This is a genomic window from Ruegeria sp. PrR005, from assembly GCF_010500245.1.
GTDB lineage: Bacteria > Pseudomonadota > Alphaproteobacteria > Rhodobacterales > Rhodobacteraceae > Ruegeria_B > Ruegeria_B marisflavi.
The window spans coordinates 55,653-70,641 of record NZ_JAAGOX010000053.1; the positions used below are offsets into that span (position 1 = coordinate 55,653).

A 14,989-nucleotide genomic window follows, 5' to 3' on the forward strand; every position below is an offset into this window, starting at 1 on the left:
TCACCCCTGCCGGATCAGTGCATCCACCGCCACCGCCCGATCCGGTGTGGCGAGCAGTGGGTTGATCTCAACCTCGCCCAGCGTATCGGCATGAGCAAGCACATAGTCCTGCACCGCTCCGACCGCATCCAGAATGGCATCCATGTCAGCCCCCGGCTTGCCGCGATAACCCGCCAAGAGCGGCGCGATGCGCAACCGACCCAGTGCTGCGCGGATATCTTCGGGCGATGCGGGCACGAGAAGAGATATCGTATCGCGCATCAACTCGGTCAGCACCCCACCGGCGCCCAGCGTCAGCACGAACCCATGTGCCGGGTCGCGGATAACCCCGATCAGCAGCTCGGCCACCGCGTAGGTCACCATCTCCTCGACCAACACCTCAGGCGTGCCGATCTCGGCGGCGACCCGGGCCACATCTGCCGCCGCCACGCCCAATCGCACCGCCCCATGTTCTGACTTGTGCGCAAGACCGGTACCCTTGACGGCAAAGGGGCCTTGCAAGCCCGCAAGCATCTGGTCGATTTCCCGCGACCCACTGGCGCTGAAGCTGCGGGGCACCACCAGCCCATGCGCCGACAATGCCGACTTGGCTTCGGCTTCACCAAGTGTACGCGCGGCTTCGCCGTGTCCGGGCATGCAAAGCGGCACGGGATGCGGTGCCCGGATCGCGGCTGCCGCCTCGGCCGCCGCCAGGGCCTCGCGCAGGCCCATGAAGGGGACAACGCCGCCTGCCATCAACTCAGCCGCGATGTCAGCGGGCATCAGTTCCGGCAGGGTCGCCACCACCGCAAAGGGTGCGCCTGTATCGGCGCGCACCTTGAGCGCCGCCTGTGTGGCACAGGTCCAGTCGGTCGGGTCTGTCACCGGATAGTCGACGATCGAAAAAGTCAGCGCCACACCGTCCCCGGTCATGCCAGCCCAGGCGGCGGCCATCGCATCGGTGTCGCGCCAGATATAGGTGTGGTAATCCAGCGGGTTATTGAGCGCCACCATCGGCCCAAGCGCCGAGCGCAACGCTTGCCTCTGTCGCGCTGTCAGCTTGGGAAAGCGCAAATTCATGCCGACTGACATGTCGGCAATCAGGCTCGCCTCGCCACCCGAACAGCTGATCGATGCGATGTCGGACCCGGCCAACGGACCGTAGCAGTGCAAGAGCTTCAACGTCTCCAGCAGATCGGGCAACGCACCCAGGCGCGGTATGCCAAGCCGGTCCAGCAGCGCCTGCGCACCTGCATCGCTGCCAGCCAGCGAGGCGGTGTGCGAGATCGTCGCCTGTTGCGCCTGTTCCGAGGCGCCGACCTTGAGTGCGACCAACGGCACGCCCTTGCGGTGCGCCTTGGCGGCCAGCGCCTCCCAATCGCGCAGGTTGCCGAACCCCTCGATATGCAGGCCAATGGCGGTGACGCGCGGATCATCCAGCAAACCGGCGGCAATCTGGGCCTGGCTGGTTTGCGCCATGTTCCCGCAGGTCACCACATAAGCGATGGGCAGGCCGCGTTGTTGCATGGTCAGGTTGATCGCGATGTTCGAACTTTGCGTCAGGATCGCCACACCGCGTTCAACCCGCCCGCAGCCATGCTGATCCGGCCACAAGAGCGCGCCATCGAGCGCATTGACGAACCCATAGCAATTGGGCCCCAGGATCGGCATGTCGCCCGCCGCCGCCACCAACGCGGTTTGCAGATCGCCGCCGGTCTCGTCCTCGGCCAAAGCCTCGGAAAACCCACTGGCGAAACAGACGGCACCACCCGCCCCCATCTCCGAGAGCAGCGATACCGCCTCGACCGTGGCATGGCGGTTGATGCCGATGAACGCCGCATCGGGCGCGGCCGGCAGATCCTCCAGCCGGGCAAAGGCCGGATACCCCTCGACCTCCGCCGCCTTGGGGTGCACAGGCCAGATCGCACCGTCATAGCCCATGCGCCGACATTGCACGATCACCTGACGGCACCATGCGCCGCCGCCGATTACCGCGATCGACCGCGGCTGGAACAACCGCGCCAAACCTTTGGTCATGACAGTCCCCTGCCCTTTCACTTTACTGAAAATACTCCCGCCGGAGGCATCACGCCCCCAACGGGCGCAGCAGGTCACGGCTGATGATATGGCGCTGAATCTCGCTGGTCCCGTCCCAGATCCGTTCGACCCGCGCATCGCGCCAGAACCGTTCGATCGGGAAATCGTCCATCAGGCCCATACCGCCGAAGATCTGCAATGTCGTATCGGTGACCCGCGCCAGCATTTCGCTGGCATAGACCTTGGCGCTGGCGATCTCGCGGTTGGCTGGCAGTCCCTGGTCCAACCGCCAGGCACCGGCAAGGGTCAGCCAGTCGGCGGCGTCGATCTCGGTGATCATGTCGGCAATCTGGAAACCCACGCCCTGGAACTTGCCGATCTCCTGTCCAAACTGCTTGCGCTCGGCGGCGTAGTTCAGGGCATAGTCAAAACAGCGACGTGCGCGACCGACGCAGAAGGCCGCAACCGTCAGCCGCGTGGCATAGAGCCATTCGTTCATCACGGCGAATCCGCCATCCACCTCGCCCAGCACCTGTGCGTCCGACAGGCGGCAGTCGTCAAAGCTGAGAATGCAGTTCTTGTAGCCCTTGTGGCTGACCGAGTTGTAGCCGTTCCGCACGGTGAAGCCCGGCGTGCCGCGGTCGACCAAAAAGGCGGTGATCCGCTTCTTTGGTCCTTTCGGAGTCTCATCCACACCAGTGGCGACAAAGACGATAAAGAAATCCGCGTGTTCGGCGCCCGAGATGAAATGTTTGGTGCCATTGACCACCCAGTCGCCGCCCTTGCGCACCGCTTGGCATTTCATGCCGCGCACATCCGATCCCGCGTCGGGCTCGGTCATCGCAAGCGCATCCATCCGCTCGCCGCGCACGGCGGGCAACAAATAGCGTTCGCGCTGCTCGGCATTGCAGGCCATCAGGATGTTCTGTGGCCTGCCAAAGAAATGCGTGAGCGCCATGGAGCCGCGCCCCAGCTCGCGCTCGACCAAAGTGAAATCCAGGTGGCTGAGACCCGCGCCGCCGACCTCTTCGGGGAAGTTGCAGGCATAAAAGCCCAGGTCGATGACCTTGCGCTTGATCTCTTCGCCAAGTTCATGGGGTACTTGGCCGGTGCGCTCTACTTCAGCCTCGTGGGGATAGATCTCGTTCTCCACAAAACTGCGGACAGTGGAGACGATCATCTCCTGTTCTTCGGTCAGGCCAAAATGCATGGCGCACGCTCCCTCATGCGAATTCCGTTACAGGAAATCCGGGCTTGCGGGGTCATGTCGTGCTGATTTAGACACCAATCATGCAAAGTTCACCCAAAATTCACGCGCAGACCGAAACCATCGACTTTCTTTTGTTCGACGCGTTTTCCAACCATTGCCTGGCCAACACGGTCGAGCCGCTGAGGGCGGCAAACACTTTGTCTCGCCGCCCGCTTTATGCCTGGCGCTTTCTGACACTCGACGGCGCGCCGGTGCACAGTTCGTCCGGCATGCAGGTTTCGCCGCACGAACGGCTGGACCAGGGGCGTGGGTCCATGTTGGTCGTCATGCCGTCTTATGGCTTTCGCGGGCATGAAGGCTGGCGCACCGTGCGTGCCCTGACGTCTGCCGCGAAACGCTATTCGGTTCTGGCGGGGCTGGACACCGGCAGCTGGCTGCTGGCGCGCGCCGGTCTTCTGGACGGGCACCGCGCCACGATCCATTGGGAAGAGCTTTCGAGTTTTGCGGAAACCTTTCCGCAGGTTCAGACGCTGCGCGAGCGGTTTGTCATCGACGGGCCCCGGATCACCTGCTCGGGCGCGATGGCGGCCTTTGACCTTGTGATGCATCTGATCGGACAGGATCATGGGCAGTTGCTGGCACTGGAGGTTGCCCAACTCTTCATGACCCGGGATTCGGCCCGGTCACATGGCGCGCCAGCGGGGATCGGCCGCCGGTCGGTGAACAAGGCGGTGATGGCCATGCAGGACAACCTGGAACGGCCCTTGTCCATCGCCCAGATCGCGCGCCAGGTCGGTTGCACCCAAAAGACACTCGAAGCGCGGATGATGGCCGAGCTCAAGGCCACGCCACAAACCGTCTACCGCAGGCTGCGACTGAATCTTGCGCGCAAGCTGGTCACCGAAACGGATCAGCCGGTGTCCGAAATCGCCGGGCGCTGCGGTTATGAAAACGCCAGCGCCATGACACGGGCTTTTCGTGCAGAGTTCGGTCACCCCCCGCGCGTGTTGCGGAACGGGGATCAGATCGCCGCTGTCCAGACCCGGTAACGCCCCTGCCCGGTCATCTCCCGGATCAGACCCCGGCGGGTGAACAGATCAAGATTGCGTTGCACGGCGGCGCGCGACGCGCCCGACTTCGCTTCGGCCAAAGGCGCGGTTACCATGGGCCAGGCCGCCATGACCGACACAAGGGCTGGAGGTGTCCGCCCACTCAGGTCAGCCGTCGCGGTTTCCGCCCGGGTGCGCCAGGCCGCGATCCGCTCCAGATGCAATAGCGCTGCAACAACCGCCTGTGTGGAGCCGCGCAGCCAGGCGCCCAGTTTCTGGTCCGGGTCGCCAATGCCGCGCAAGGCGCCGGGCCCGGACAGCGCCACTGGCAGGAACGGGGCCGCTCCGCGCCCCATGCTGGCCCCGTGGCGCGCAGCCAGAACCACCGCCTCGACCGCGGTCGACCGGCCTTGGCCAAGCGCCATCCAGCTGTGGAACATCATCGCGGCCCGCGTTGCCGGGTGCAGGGTCACCGCGCCGTCCATCACTTCGGCAAGATCGGCGATGGCGTCCGGGATCGCATCCCCGTCAGCACCACCCCGGCCCAAAAAATCGGACAGACCGCCCAGCCAGCCGCCCGCATCGGGCGCTGGCCCGCCACTCAACCTGCGCACCGCCCATCCGGCGCGGGCCAATGCCTGGGTGTCGTCAGAAGTTGCGCTCAGACGCAACCCGGTCCAGAGCGCGAGGCGCTCGGCGCTGATCCGGTCGCCCGCCCACCAGCCGAGATCGGCGACCTCAAGCAAGGCCAGCCTGTGGGCCCATTCCGCAGGACCGGCGCGCAAACGTTCCTCCAGCGCGCCAAAGTGGTACGCGAGATCCGCCATTTCACCGGAATACCCGGCCTGTGCCGACCGCCAATCAACCGGATCGAACAAGGGCCGTGCTGCCGCCCGCGGGGTCGGAAACAGTGGATCCAGCGCGTCGTCATCGTCGGGACCGGGCAAAAACCACAGATCCGATTCCGCGACCGGATCGCTGTCATACGGCCCTTCGGGGTCGATGTCGGGCAAAGACGTGCCGGAATGCGGTTTCATCGGGCCATCATAACGCGGCGCGCCGGAACCGGATACCGTTTGTCACCCACGCCGGGCTTGTTGTTCGGCCCGGTTCTGCGCCACCAGCTCCTTGTAAAGCGTGCGGATGCGCATCATCACCGGCCCGGCCTTGCCAGTGCCGATGGGCTTGCCATCAATCGAGGCGACCGGAGTCTGGGCGCCGAAAGTGCCAGTCAGAAACGCTTCGTCGGCGCCATAGGCCTCGTAGAGGGAGAAGTTCTTCTCCAACACCGGGATGCCGTTGTCGCGGCAGAGGTCGATCACCTTTTGCCGGGTCACCCCATTCATGCAGTAATCCCCGGTCGAGGTCCAAACCTCGCCCCGCCGCACAATGAAGAAGTTGCAGGCATTGGTCGTGTTCACGAACCCGTGCGGATCCAGCATCAGCGCCTCATCCGCACCGGCCTGCTCAGCCTGCAAGCAGGCGATCACGCAGTTCAGCTTGGAATGGCTGTTGAACTTGGGGTCCTGGCTGTGCGGCAAGCCACGCACCTGCGGCACCGAGGCAAGCCGGATACCGCGCCGCTGCACATCCTCGGACGGGCGCGAATGCTCGACGATCGCAACAATCGTCGGTCCCCATTTCGACAGACCGGGATGCTGGAACGGTTTGGCCTTGCGTCCGCGCGTGATCATCAGGCGGCAATGGGCGTCGCTGGTCATGCCATTGGCCGCCGCCGTCCGGTCAAGAATTCCGCGGATTTCCTCGGGCGTCTTGCCGATATCCAGCGACACCGCCTTGCACGAGTTGAACAGCCTGTCCATGTGTTCGTCGAAAAAGGCCCATTCCCCATCATAGAGCCGCATGCCCTCCCACATGCCGTCGCCCAGCATGAAACCGCTGTCATAGACTGAAACCTTGGCTTCGTCCTTGTGGACCAGTTCGCCGTCAACATAGATCAGGATATCGCGGTTGCGGGCGTCTTCCTCGGCGTCATGGGTTGTCTTGCCGGGGGCTTGGGCATCGGTGGTCATCTGTCATCCTGCTGGCTGGTCGCGGCAGAGCTTAGGATCAGGCCCGCCGATCCGCAATGGCATGAAGTGGCACTCGCCGAATTTGCAGTTCGCGCTTTCGCCGCTACAAATTAGGATGACGTCAAAACAAAACCCAAAGCGCAACCGCGGACATGCAGATACTCGACTACACGCATAACTTCTGGCTGGTGGCCGCATCGCTGTGCGTGGCGATGATCGCGGGTTTCACCGGGCTGTCGCTGACTCAGGGGCTGTCCAAGCGCAGCGTCAATCAGCGCAAGCTTGCGATTTCAATGGCTGCGATCGCGTTGGGTGGAGGCATCTGGTCGATGCATTTCGTGGCCATGCTGGGCCTGCAACTGCCGATACAGTTCTACTTTGACGCGACCGTCACGCTGATTTCGGCGCTGGTGGCCATTTTGGTGGTGGGTATTGCGCTGCTGCTCTTGCATTTCCGCCCGCGCACCCCCGCCGTTTTGGCGGGCGCCGGCATCATCGTGGGTCTCGGCATCATTGCGATGCATTATATCGGCATGGCCGGGTTGCAGCTGTGCAGACCCTTGTATTCGCCCGGAGGCATCACGCTGGCCGTGATCGGGTCTTGCGTGCTCAACATGGCGGCGTTCTGGATCGCTTACGGTCAGCGCAGTCACCGCAACATCCTGCTGGGCACCGTATGTTTCGGCAGCGCCGTTTTCATTGTTCATTTCGTGGCGATCTGGGGCACGTCGTTTGTCGCCATCGGCGCCGAAGGCGACGTCGGCCCGATGATCGGCAAAGAGGTCCTTGCCATCGGTGTGGTCCTCTCCAGCTTTGTGCTCTGCGCGGCATTCCTGTTGACGGGCATTTCCTTTGTGACACCTGCGCAACCCAAGCCCGAGACGGAAGCCCCCGTTCCACAAGAGTTGCCCGTAAAGAAGCCAGTCGAACCCAAGTTCGCCCGCCAGATCCCCTATGAACAGGATGGTCGCACGCATTTCTTCGATGCAAATTCCGTCGCCGCCATTCGGGCCGAGGGGCATTACACCCATATCTACGCACAAGGGCGCAGATACTTCTGTGTCTGGTCCATCACCGAGGCCGAACGCCGGCTTGATCCCGCGACCTTTACCAAGACCCACCGCAGCTACCTGGTCAATCCCGCATTTGTCGAAAGCTTCGAGCGGCTAAAGGATAACGGCATCTGTCATATGAACTTGCCCGGCCTGCCGCGCGTGCCGGTCAGCCGGGCGCGGCTGAAGGCGGTGCGCGAGGTTCTTGGCGTCTGACCGCGTGCGGCACGCATTTCGTGTGCGGTCTTTCGCATTTCGTGCACAAAGCCTCTGTTTTCGGGTGAATCCTGTCGCCGACTTGGGCGGCCCATAGCAGCCTTCCCCTGCCAGAACTCGGCCTTGCAGGGGAGGACAAGCAAGATGATACCGGCGGCGTTCGACTATTACCGGCCAAAGGACATGGGCGATGTTGTCGCCCTGCTACAGGAACACGGCGACGATGCGCGCGTCATGGCGGGTGGGCACAGCCTAATCCCGATGATGAAACTGCGCATGGCCGAAATCGCGCATTTGATCGACTTGCAGGATGTCGCAGGCCTTGGCGGGATCTCTGTCGAAAGTGGACAGATCACGCTGGGCGCCATGGTCACCCAGCACGAGATCATTGACAGTGATGCACTCCGCGCGGCAGCCCCGATCCTGCACGAAGCGGCCTTGCAGATCGCCGATCCCCAGGTGCGCTACATGGGAACGGTTGGCGGCAATGTCGCCAACGGCGATCCGGGCAACGACATGCCGGGTTTGATGCAATGCCTGGATGCCACATTCACTCTGGTCGGACCGGACGGCAAGCGCGAGGTTGCGGCGCGAGGTTTCTATCACGCCGCCTATATGACCGACCGGGATGACAGCGAGGTCTTGACCTCAGTCAGCTTTGCCGCGCCCAAGGGCGGTTATGCCTACGAGAAGCAGAAGCGCAAGATCGGCGACTATGCCACTGCGGCAGCCGCCGTGCAGATCGAGAAAAGCGGCGGTGTCTGCGCAAGCGCATCCATCGCGATGACCAACCTCAGCGATACGCCGATCTGGTCCGAAACCGCCGGTGCCGCACTGGTCGGCACAAAAGTGGATGACGCGGCAATCGCCGCCGCCATCGCCGCAATGCAGGCGGACATCGAGCCGGTCGAGGACAATCGCGGCCCCGCCGCCTTTAAACGCCATGCCGCCGCAACCGTGCTGACCCGCGCCATCCGTCGCGCGTGGGATCGCGCGTAAGGAGGAACCAGATGCCCAAAAAGATGCATATCGAACTGACCGTGAACGGCCAGTCCCATGAATTCCTCGCCGAACCGCGCGAATTGCTGATCCATACGCTGCGCGAAAGGCTGAACCTGACCGGCCCGCATATCGGCTGCGAAACTTCGCATTGCGGCGCCTGCACCGTGATCGTGAACGGCAAGTCGGTGAAATCCTGCACAATGTTCGTGGCCCAGGCCAACGGTGCAGACCTGACCACGATCGAGGGGCTTGGCACCCCGGACGTACCACATGTGCTGCAAACCGCGTTCCGCGAGCATCACGGGTTGCAATGCGGTTTCTGCACGCCGGGCATGATCACCCGCGCCAGCAAGCTGCTGGAGGAAAACCCGAACCCGACCGAGGAAGAGATCCGTTTCGGCATGGCCGGTAATCTCTGCCGCTGCACCGGGTACCAGAACATCGTGAAATCCATCCTTGCCGCTGCAAGCGAGCTGAACGCCGCGAAGGAGGCCGCAGAATGAACGACATGACCCCCGAGAGAGAAGAGCGCGTTGCCGGCCTCAAGGGCCTGGGCTGTTCGCGCAAGCGGGTCGAGGATGCCCGGTTCACCCAGGGCAAGGGCAACTATGTCGACGACCTGAAGATGCCCGGAATGCTGCACGGCGATTTCGTCCGTTCGCCCTATGCCCATGCCCGCGTCAAATCCATCAACACCGAGGCCGCAATGGCGCTGGATGGTGTCGTGGCGGTGCTGACGGCTGCCGATCTGGCGCCGTTGGGCCTGCACTGGATGCCGACACTGGCCGGTGACAAGCAGATGGTTCTGGCCGACGGCAAAGTGTTGTTCCAGGGGCAAGAGGTTGCCTATGTCATCGCGCGCGACCGGTACATCGCCGCCGATGCGGTCGAGCTGGTCGAGGTCGAGTACGAGGAGCTGCCCGTCCTGACCGACCCGTTCGAAGCGCTGAAATCCGATGTCGTGTTGCGCGAGGATCTCGACCCGGCCGCGCCCGGCGCCCACGGCCCGCGCAAGCATCCCAACCATATCTTCACCTGGGAGGCTGGTGATCGCGAGGCGACGGAACAGGTACTGGCCGAGGCCGACGTGGTGGCCGAAGAGATGGTCTATTACCACCGCACCCATCCCTGCCCGCTGGAAACCTGCGGCTGCGTCGCCTCGATGGACAAGGTCAACGGCAAGCTGACGCTGTGGGGCACCTTCCAGGCGCCGCATGCGATCCGTACTGTTGTGTCGCTGATCTCGGGCATCGAGGAGCACAACATCCGCGTGATCTCACCCGATATCGGTGGCGGCTTTGGTAACAAGGTCGGCGCCTATGCCGGTTACGTCTGTTCCGTCGTCGCCTCGATCGTCACCGGCCAGCCGGTGAAATGGGTCGAGGACCGAATGGAAAACCTGATGACCACCGCTTTTGCCCGTGACTACTGGATGAAAGGCAAGATCGCCGCCACCAAGGAGGGCAAGATCACCGGCCTGTGGTGCCACACGACCGCGGACCATGGCGGGTTCGACGCATGCGCCGACCCGACCAAGTTCCCGGCCGGGTTCATGAACATCTGCACCGGCTCCTATGACATCCCAACCGCCTATCTGGCCGTGGACGGTGTCTATACCAACAAGGCACCCGGCGGCGTCGCTTATCGCTGCTCGTTCCGGGTGACCGAGGCCGCCTATTTCATCGAGCGGATGATCGAGGTGCTGGCGATAGAGCTGAACATGGATGCCGCCGAGCTGCGCCGCATCAACTTCATCCGCAAGGACCAATTCCCCTACCAGTCCGCGCTGGGGTGGGAATACGACTCGGGCGATTATCACACCGCCTGGGACAAGGCGCTGAACGCCGTGGGCTACGACGATCTGCGCAAGGAACAGGCCGAGCGGATCGAGGCGTTCAAGCGCGGCGAGACCCGCAAGCTCTTGGGCATCGGCCTGACCCATTTCACCGAGATCGTCGGCGCAGGCCCGGTCAAGAATTGCGATATCCTGGGCTTGGGTATGTTCGACAGTTGCGAGATTCGCATTCATCCCACCGGCAGCGCCATCGCTCGGCTGGGCACGATCAGCCAGGGCCAGGGTCATGCGACCACCTTTGCCCAGATCCTCGCCAGCGAGATCGGCATCCCGGCGGATTCGATCACGGTCGAGGAAGGCGACACCGACACTGCGCCCTATGGTCTGGGCACCTATGGCAGCCGCTCGACCCCGGTTGCCGGTGCTGCAACCGCCATGGCTGGCCGCAAGATCCGCGCCAAGGCGCAGATGATCGCTGCCTACCTGCTGGAGGTGCATGACGACGACGTCGAGTTCGATGTCGACCGTTTCGTGATCAAGGGCGCGCCCGAGCGGTTCAAGACGATGAAGGAGATCGCCTTTGCCGCGTATAACCAGGCGATCCCGGGAATCGAACCCGGCCTAGAGGCGGTCAGCTATTACGACCCGCCCAACATGACCTATCCGTTCGGGGCCTATATCTGCGTCATGGAGATCGACGTGGATACCGGCGAGCATCAGATCCGCCAGTTCTATGCGCTGGACGATTGCGGCACCCGGATCAACCCGATGATCATCGAGGGCCAGGTCCACGGCGGCCTGACCGAAGCACTGGCCATCGCGATGGGTCAGGAGATCGCCTATGACGAAATGGGCAACTGCAAGACCGGAACGCTGATGGACTTCTTTCTGCCGACCGCGTGGGAAACGCCGCATTACACTACCGACCACACGGTCACGCCCAGCCCGCATCATCCGATCGGCGCCAAGGGCGTGGGCGAAAGCCCGAACGTCGGTGGTGTCCCGGCGTTTTCGAACGCGGTGCATGATGCGTTCCGGGCCTTTGGCCTGCGGCAGAGCCACATGCCGCACGATCACTGGAGGATCTGGAAGATCGCCGACGACCTCGGCCTGCACGGCTGAACGCAGACCAGGGTGGGCCGCACGGCCCACCCGTTTCCCAACGCGAGATCGCACATGAGCTGGACCGATCTGCAATCCGATATGGCAAAACAGGGCTACGTCGCCTCGGACGAGCTGTCCATGGCCGTGTACCTGGCGCTGATGCTGGGGCGACCTTTGCTGCTCGAAGGGGCGGCGGGTGTCGGTAAGACCGAGATCGCCCGCGTGCTGGCCGCGGTGCGCCAGACCCAGCTGATCCGTCTGCAATGTTACGAGGGGCTAGATGCCTCGCAGGCGATCTATGAATGGAACTATCAGCGACAGTTGCTGACCATCCGCGCTGCGGCAGAGGACGGCCAAACCGGGCGCGCGGTCGAAGACAGGCTTTTCTCAGATGAGTTTCTGCTGGAACGGCCGCTGTTGAAAGCGATCCGCCAACCGGAACCGCCCGTGCTATTGATCGACGAGATCGACCGGGCCGACGAGGAATTCGAGGCCTTTCTGCTTGAGATTTTGGCCGACTATCAGATTACCATCCCCGAGATGGGTACGATCAAGGCCATCACGCGCCCGATGGTGATCCTGACCGCAAATGGAACGCGCGACTTGTCTGATGCGCTGCGGCGGCGCTGTCTTTACGCCCATGTCGCCTATCCGGACCGGGCGACCGAACTTGCCATCCTGCAAGCGCGTCAACCGGGGATCGAGACGGTATTGGCCGAACAGATCGTGGGCTTCGTGCAGTCCTTGCGCAAGGAAGAGCTGGAAAAGACCCCCGGTATTGCCGAAATGCTCGATTTCGCCGCCGCCCTTATGGGGCTCGGTCTGTCCGACTTGACCCGCGACCCCGTTGCACTTCAGGCAGCTCTGGCGACCCTGCTCAAAACCGAAACTGACCGCGCCAATATCACGACAGAGGTTGCCCAGCGGCTGGCAGGCCGCGCCGCATGAGCCGGGTCACCCGTTTCGCTGCAAGAGACCCCGGCCCGGCGGCGCGGCTTTCGGGGTTCATGGCGCATCTGCGAGCAAACGGCCTGCGGCTGGGGGTGATGGAAACCGAGCTTGCATTGCGTGCACTGACCCATGTGCAGGCCGCCGACCCCAACCAGACCCGGCTTGCGCTGCGCGCCGTCTGCACCGGCAGCGCCGAAGAGAGCGAGCTGTTCGACGATCTGTTCGACAGCTACTGGCTGAACGGCGGGCGGGTGGTGCAAAAGGTGATGCCGAGCCCCCAAAAGCAAGGTCAGGAGAGTGTCCATTCTTCTCGCACCGCCAATGGCGACACCCGCGCCTCTGGCGCAGGTAAGGCCACCGCGCCCGAAACGGGCAAGGACGAGGCCGAGACCGGCGGTACTGGTAAGCTGATCGCCAGCCTGACCAACACCCTGATGAAACGCGATCTGCGCGACCTGGTACAGCCCGAGGAGATTGCCCAAGCGGAAATAATCGCGCGGCGCTTGGGCGTTGCCTTGCGCGACCGCCTGTCGCGCCGCCGCCGCGTCGCCCAAAAAGGCGACCGCATCCATTTCCGCCGTCTCATGCGGCAATCGCTGACTACCGGCGGAGAGCCGCTGCGCCTGCCTCGAAAAAACCGCCCTGACCGGCCGTTGAAGATCGTTGCGTTGTGCGATGTCTCGGGGTCGATGACCCTTTATGCGCAAGTCTTCCTTGCCTTCCTTGCCGGTCTCATGCGCAGCGACGGCACGGCGGATGCTTACCTGTTTCACACCAGGCTGATTCGGATCACCGAGGCCCTGCGCGACAAGGACACGTTGCGCGCCCTTGGCCGGTTGTCGCTGATGGCCGACGGGTTTGGCGGCGGTTCACGCATTGGGGCCTCGCTGGATCGGTTCGCCCATACCTATGCCCGGCGTTTCGTAAACCGTCGCACGGTCGTTCTGATCCTGTCCGATGGTTACGACACCGATGCGCCGGAACGGATCGGGGCGGCGCTGTCCACGCTCCGCAAAAGGGGGTGCCGGATCATCTGGCTCAACCCGCTCAAGGGCTGGACCAGATACGCCCCAATCGCGGCCGGGATGCAGGCCGCCCTGCCCCATCTTGACCTTTTTCACCCTGCCAACCGGCTTGCCGATCTCGCCGCCCTGGAACCGGAGTTTGCGCGCCTATGATCCCCGCGGAAATCCTTGATCATGAACTGGCCAATGTCACAGAAAGCCTCCGGGCATCCGGTGCGCCGTTTGCGATTGCGACGGTGATCCGTACCTTGGGGCAAACAGCCGCAAAACCGGGAGCCAAGGCGGTGCTGTCGGCCGAAGGTGACATCCTGCATGGCTGGGTGGGCGGTGGCTGTGTGAGGGGTGCACTGGCGCGGGCGGCACGCCAGGCCCTGGCCGATGGCACACCCCAGCTGGTCTCTCTCATGCCCGAGGACCTGCTGACCGAGAAGGGCCTTGTCGCAGGTGACCAGGCCGATGGAACCAAGATTGCCCGCAATGGCTGCCCTTCGCGTGGCTCGATGGATATCTTTGTCGAACCCATCCTGCCGCTACCCGAACTGGTGATCTATGGCGCCTCGCCAGTGGCGCAGGCGCTGGCCCGGCTGGCGCCGCAATTCGACTGGACCGTGACGCGGGCCGATCCGGCGGCGGCGTTGCCCGGCACCGTACCCGGCGCGCGGCGGATGATCGTGGTGGCGACCCAGGGTCAAGGAGATGCCCCTGCGCTCAAGGCCGCATTGGCGGCCAGCGCGGAACATTGGTCGTTTGTTGGCAGTCGCCGCAAGTTTGCTGCCCTGCGCGCCCGATTCGAAACCGAGGGCATGGACCCTGAAACACTCGACCGAGTGAACGCGCCAGCCGGGTTGGCCATCGACGCCGTCACGCCTGACGAAATTGCACTCTCGATCCTCGCCCGACTGATCCAGCAACGCCGCCACAAGGCGCGCGAGGTGAAGTCATGAGGCGCATACTCGCGCTCTATCGTCGGGTTGTCCGCCATACCGCGGCAACACCCGATCAGGCACAAACCCTCGCCCGCATCACGTTTTCCTGCTGCTGAAAAGGACCCCACATGGAACTGAACGACCAGGTCACAATCAACGCGCCCAAGGCTGTTGTCTACGCGGCCCTCAACGACCCCGAGATCCTGCGTCAATGCATTCCGGGATGTGAAGAATTGATCAAAAACTCGGAAACGGAGTTGGAAGCCAAGGTCGTGCTCAAAGTCGGACCAGTCAAGGCGCGGTTCAGCGGGACCGTGGAGCTGGACACTTCCGGCGCTCCGGACGCGTTTTCGCTGACCGGGCAAGGGAACGGCGGCCCTGCTGGTCATGCCAAGGGCGGCGCAGATGTTACCCTCGTCGAAACAGATGGAAAAACCGTCCTGACCTATCAGGCCAAGGCCGAGATCACCGGAAAGTTGGCGCAACTGGGCAGCCGGTTGATCCAGGGCACGGCAAAGAAACTGGCCGCCAGCTTCTTTCAGAAATTTGCCGAGGTTGTCGATAACGTCGACGCCTGACACCCGGGCCAAAACAAGCCAGTTGCCAATTT

The 14,989-nt window shown here is 63.3% G+C and carries 13 protein-coding genes; 9 read left to right on the top strand and 4 right to left on the bottom strand.

Annotated elements, in window-relative coordinates; genetic code table 11:
* Both G0P99_RS19070 and G0P99_RS19075 read right to left on the bottom strand, forming a co-directional pair.
* Nucleotides 1-2,016 carry an acetate--CoA ligase family protein gene (locus G0P99_RS19070; protein ID WP_164132069.1) on the bottom strand — a complete coding sequence of 672 codons (2,016 nt, stop codon included), beginning with the start codon at nucleotides 2,014-2,016 and terminating at the stop codon, nucleotides 1-3.
* A 49-nt stretch (nucleotides 2,017-2,065) separates the two neighbouring features.
* The gene (locus G0P99_RS19075; protein ID WP_164132070.1) at nucleotides 2,066-3,226 is read right to left on the bottom strand and encodes an acyl-CoA dehydrogenase family protein; all 1,161 of its coding nucleotides are present in this window, start codon (nucleotides 3,224-3,226) and stop codon (nucleotides 2,066-2,068) included.
* Between the two features lie 80 nt (nucleotides 3,227-3,306).
* On the opposite strand from G0P99_RS19075, the gene G0P99_RS19080 reads away from it, so the two are divergent.
* Nucleotides 3,307-4,275 carry a GlxA family transcriptional regulator gene (locus tag G0P99_RS19080; protein WP_164132071.1) on the top strand — a complete coding sequence of 323 codons (969 nt, stop codon included), beginning with the start codon at nucleotides 3,307-3,309 and terminating at the stop codon, nucleotides 4,273-4,275.
* On the opposite strand, the gene G0P99_RS19085 is transcribed toward G0P99_RS19080, so the two are convergent.
* Together G0P99_RS19085 and G0P99_RS19090 are read right to left on the bottom strand one after the other, a co-directional pair.
* Nucleotides 4,248-5,312, bottom strand: a complete 1,065-nt coding sequence (locus G0P99_RS19085) for a helix-turn-helix domain-containing protein (protein ID WP_164132072.1) — start codon at nucleotides 5,310-5,312, stop codon at nucleotides 4,248-4,250. The genes G0P99_RS19080 and G0P99_RS19085 overlap by 28 nt on opposite strands.
* Before the next feature lie 42 nt (nucleotides 5,313-5,354).
* Complete coding sequence (locus G0P99_RS19090) at nucleotides 5,355-6,308, bottom strand: aminotransferase class IV (protein WP_164132073.1); 954 nt, start codon at nucleotides 6,306-6,308, stop codon at nucleotides 5,355-5,357.
* A gap of 152 nt (nucleotides 6,309-6,460) precedes the next feature.
* Between G0P99_RS19090 and G0P99_RS19095 the strand changes: the two genes are divergently transcribed.
* The 8 genes from G0P99_RS19095 (at nucleotide 6,461) to G0P99_RS19130 (ending at nucleotide 14,957) form a co-directional block, all read left to right on the top strand.
* Complete coding sequence (locus tag G0P99_RS19095; protein ID WP_164132074.1) at nucleotides 6,461-7,576, top strand: MHYT domain-containing protein; 1,116 nt, start codon at nucleotides 6,461-6,463, stop codon at nucleotides 7,574-7,576.
* 144 nt (nucleotides 7,577-7,720) lie between these two features.
* A complete protein-coding gene (locus G0P99_RS19100; RefSeq protein WP_164132075.1) occupies nucleotides 7,721-8,575 on the top strand; it encodes a xanthine dehydrogenase family protein subunit M in 855 nt (284 codons plus the stop codon).
* An 11-nt stretch (nucleotides 8,576-8,586) separates the two neighbouring features.
* The gene (locus G0P99_RS19105) at nucleotides 8,587-9,081 is read left to right on the top strand and encodes a (2Fe-2S)-binding protein (RefSeq protein WP_164132076.1); all 495 of its coding nucleotides are present in this window, start codon (nucleotides 8,587-8,589) and stop codon (nucleotides 9,079-9,081) included.
* Nucleotides 9,078-11,495: an aerobic carbon-monoxide dehydrogenase large subunit gene (locus G0P99_RS19110; protein ID WP_164132077.1), complete on the top strand. Its 2,418-nt coding sequence runs from the start codon at nucleotides 9,078-9,080 to the stop codon at nucleotides 11,493-11,495. Before G0P99_RS19105 ends, G0P99_RS19110 begins: the two co-directional genes overlap by 4 nt.
* A 54-nt stretch (nucleotides 11,496-11,549) precedes the next feature.
* Nucleotides 11,550-12,425: a MoxR family ATPase gene (locus G0P99_RS19115; RefSeq protein WP_164132078.1), complete on the top strand. Its 876-nt coding sequence runs from the start codon at nucleotides 11,550-11,552 to the stop codon at nucleotides 12,423-12,425.
* Complete coding sequence (locus G0P99_RS19120; protein ID WP_164132079.1) at nucleotides 12,422-13,606, top strand: VWA domain-containing protein; 1,185 nt, start codon at nucleotides 12,422-12,424, stop codon at nucleotides 13,604-13,606. The genes G0P99_RS19115 and G0P99_RS19120 overlap by 4 nt, the downstream gene beginning before the upstream one ends.
* Nucleotides 13,603-14,397 (top strand): XdhC family protein, encoded by a 795-nt coding sequence (locus G0P99_RS19125; RefSeq protein ID WP_164132080.1) that lies wholly within the window; start codon nucleotides 13,603-13,605, stop codon nucleotides 14,395-14,397. Before G0P99_RS19120 ends, G0P99_RS19125 begins: the two co-directional genes overlap by 4 nt.
* Before the next feature lie 110 nt (nucleotides 14,398-14,507).
* Nucleotides 14,508-14,957: a CoxG family protein gene (locus G0P99_RS19130; RefSeq protein WP_164132081.1), complete on the top strand. Its 450-nt coding sequence runs from the start codon at nucleotides 14,508-14,510 to the stop codon at nucleotides 14,955-14,957.
* Nucleotides 14,958-14,989 lie beyond the last annotated feature (32 nt).

Excerpts from the sequence above, each read along its gene's own strand:
- G0P99_RS19095 (WP_164132074.1), top strand. The coding sequence starts at position 6,461 with ATGCAGATACTCGACTACACGCATAACTTCTGGCTGGTGGCCGCATCG.
- G0P99_RS19075 (WP_164132070.1), bottom strand. The coding sequence starts at position 3,226 with ATGCATTTTGGCCTGACCGAAGAACAGGAGATGATCGTCTCCACTGTC.
- G0P99_RS19090 (WP_164132073.1), bottom strand. The coding sequence starts at position 6,308 with ATGACCACCGATGCCCAAGCCCCCGGCAAGACAACCCATGACGCCGAG.
- G0P99_RS19115 (WP_164132078.1), top strand. The coding sequence starts at position 11,550 with ATGAGCTGGACCGATCTGCAATCCGATATGGCAAAACAGGGCTACGTC.
- G0P99_RS19100 (WP_164132075.1), top strand. The coding sequence starts at position 7,721 with ATGATACCGGCGGCGTTCGACTATTACCGGCCAAAGGACATGGGCGAT.
- G0P99_RS19130 (WP_164132081.1), top strand. The coding sequence starts at position 14,508 with ATGGAACTGAACGACCAGGTCACAATCAACGCGCCCAAGGCTGTTGTC.
- G0P99_RS19070 (WP_164132069.1), bottom strand. The coding sequence starts at position 2,016 with ATGACCAAAGGTTTGGCGCGGTTGTTCCAGCCGCGGTCGATCGCGGTA.
- G0P99_RS19105 (WP_164132076.1), top strand. The coding sequence starts at position 8,587 with ATGCCCAAAAAGATGCATATCGAACTGACCGTGAACGGCCAGTCCCAT.
- G0P99_RS19110 (WP_164132077.1), top strand. The coding sequence starts at position 9,078 with ATGAACGACATGACCCCCGAGAGAGAAGAGCGCGTTGCCGGCCTCAAG.
- G0P99_RS19120 (WP_164132079.1), top strand. The coding sequence starts at position 12,422 with ATGAGCCGGGTCACCCGTTTCGCTGCAAGAGACCCCGGCCCGGCGGCG.
- G0P99_RS19125 (WP_164132080.1), top strand. The coding sequence starts at position 13,603 with ATGATCCCCGCGGAAATCCTTGATCATGAACTGGCCAATGTCACAGAA.
- G0P99_RS19085 (WP_164132072.1), bottom strand. The coding sequence starts at position 5,312 with ATGAAACCGCATTCCGGCACGTCTTTGCCCGACATCGACCCCGAAGGG.
- G0P99_RS19080 (WP_164132071.1), top strand. The coding sequence starts at position 3,307 with ATGCAAAGTTCACCCAAAATTCACGCGCAGACCGAAACCATCGACTTT.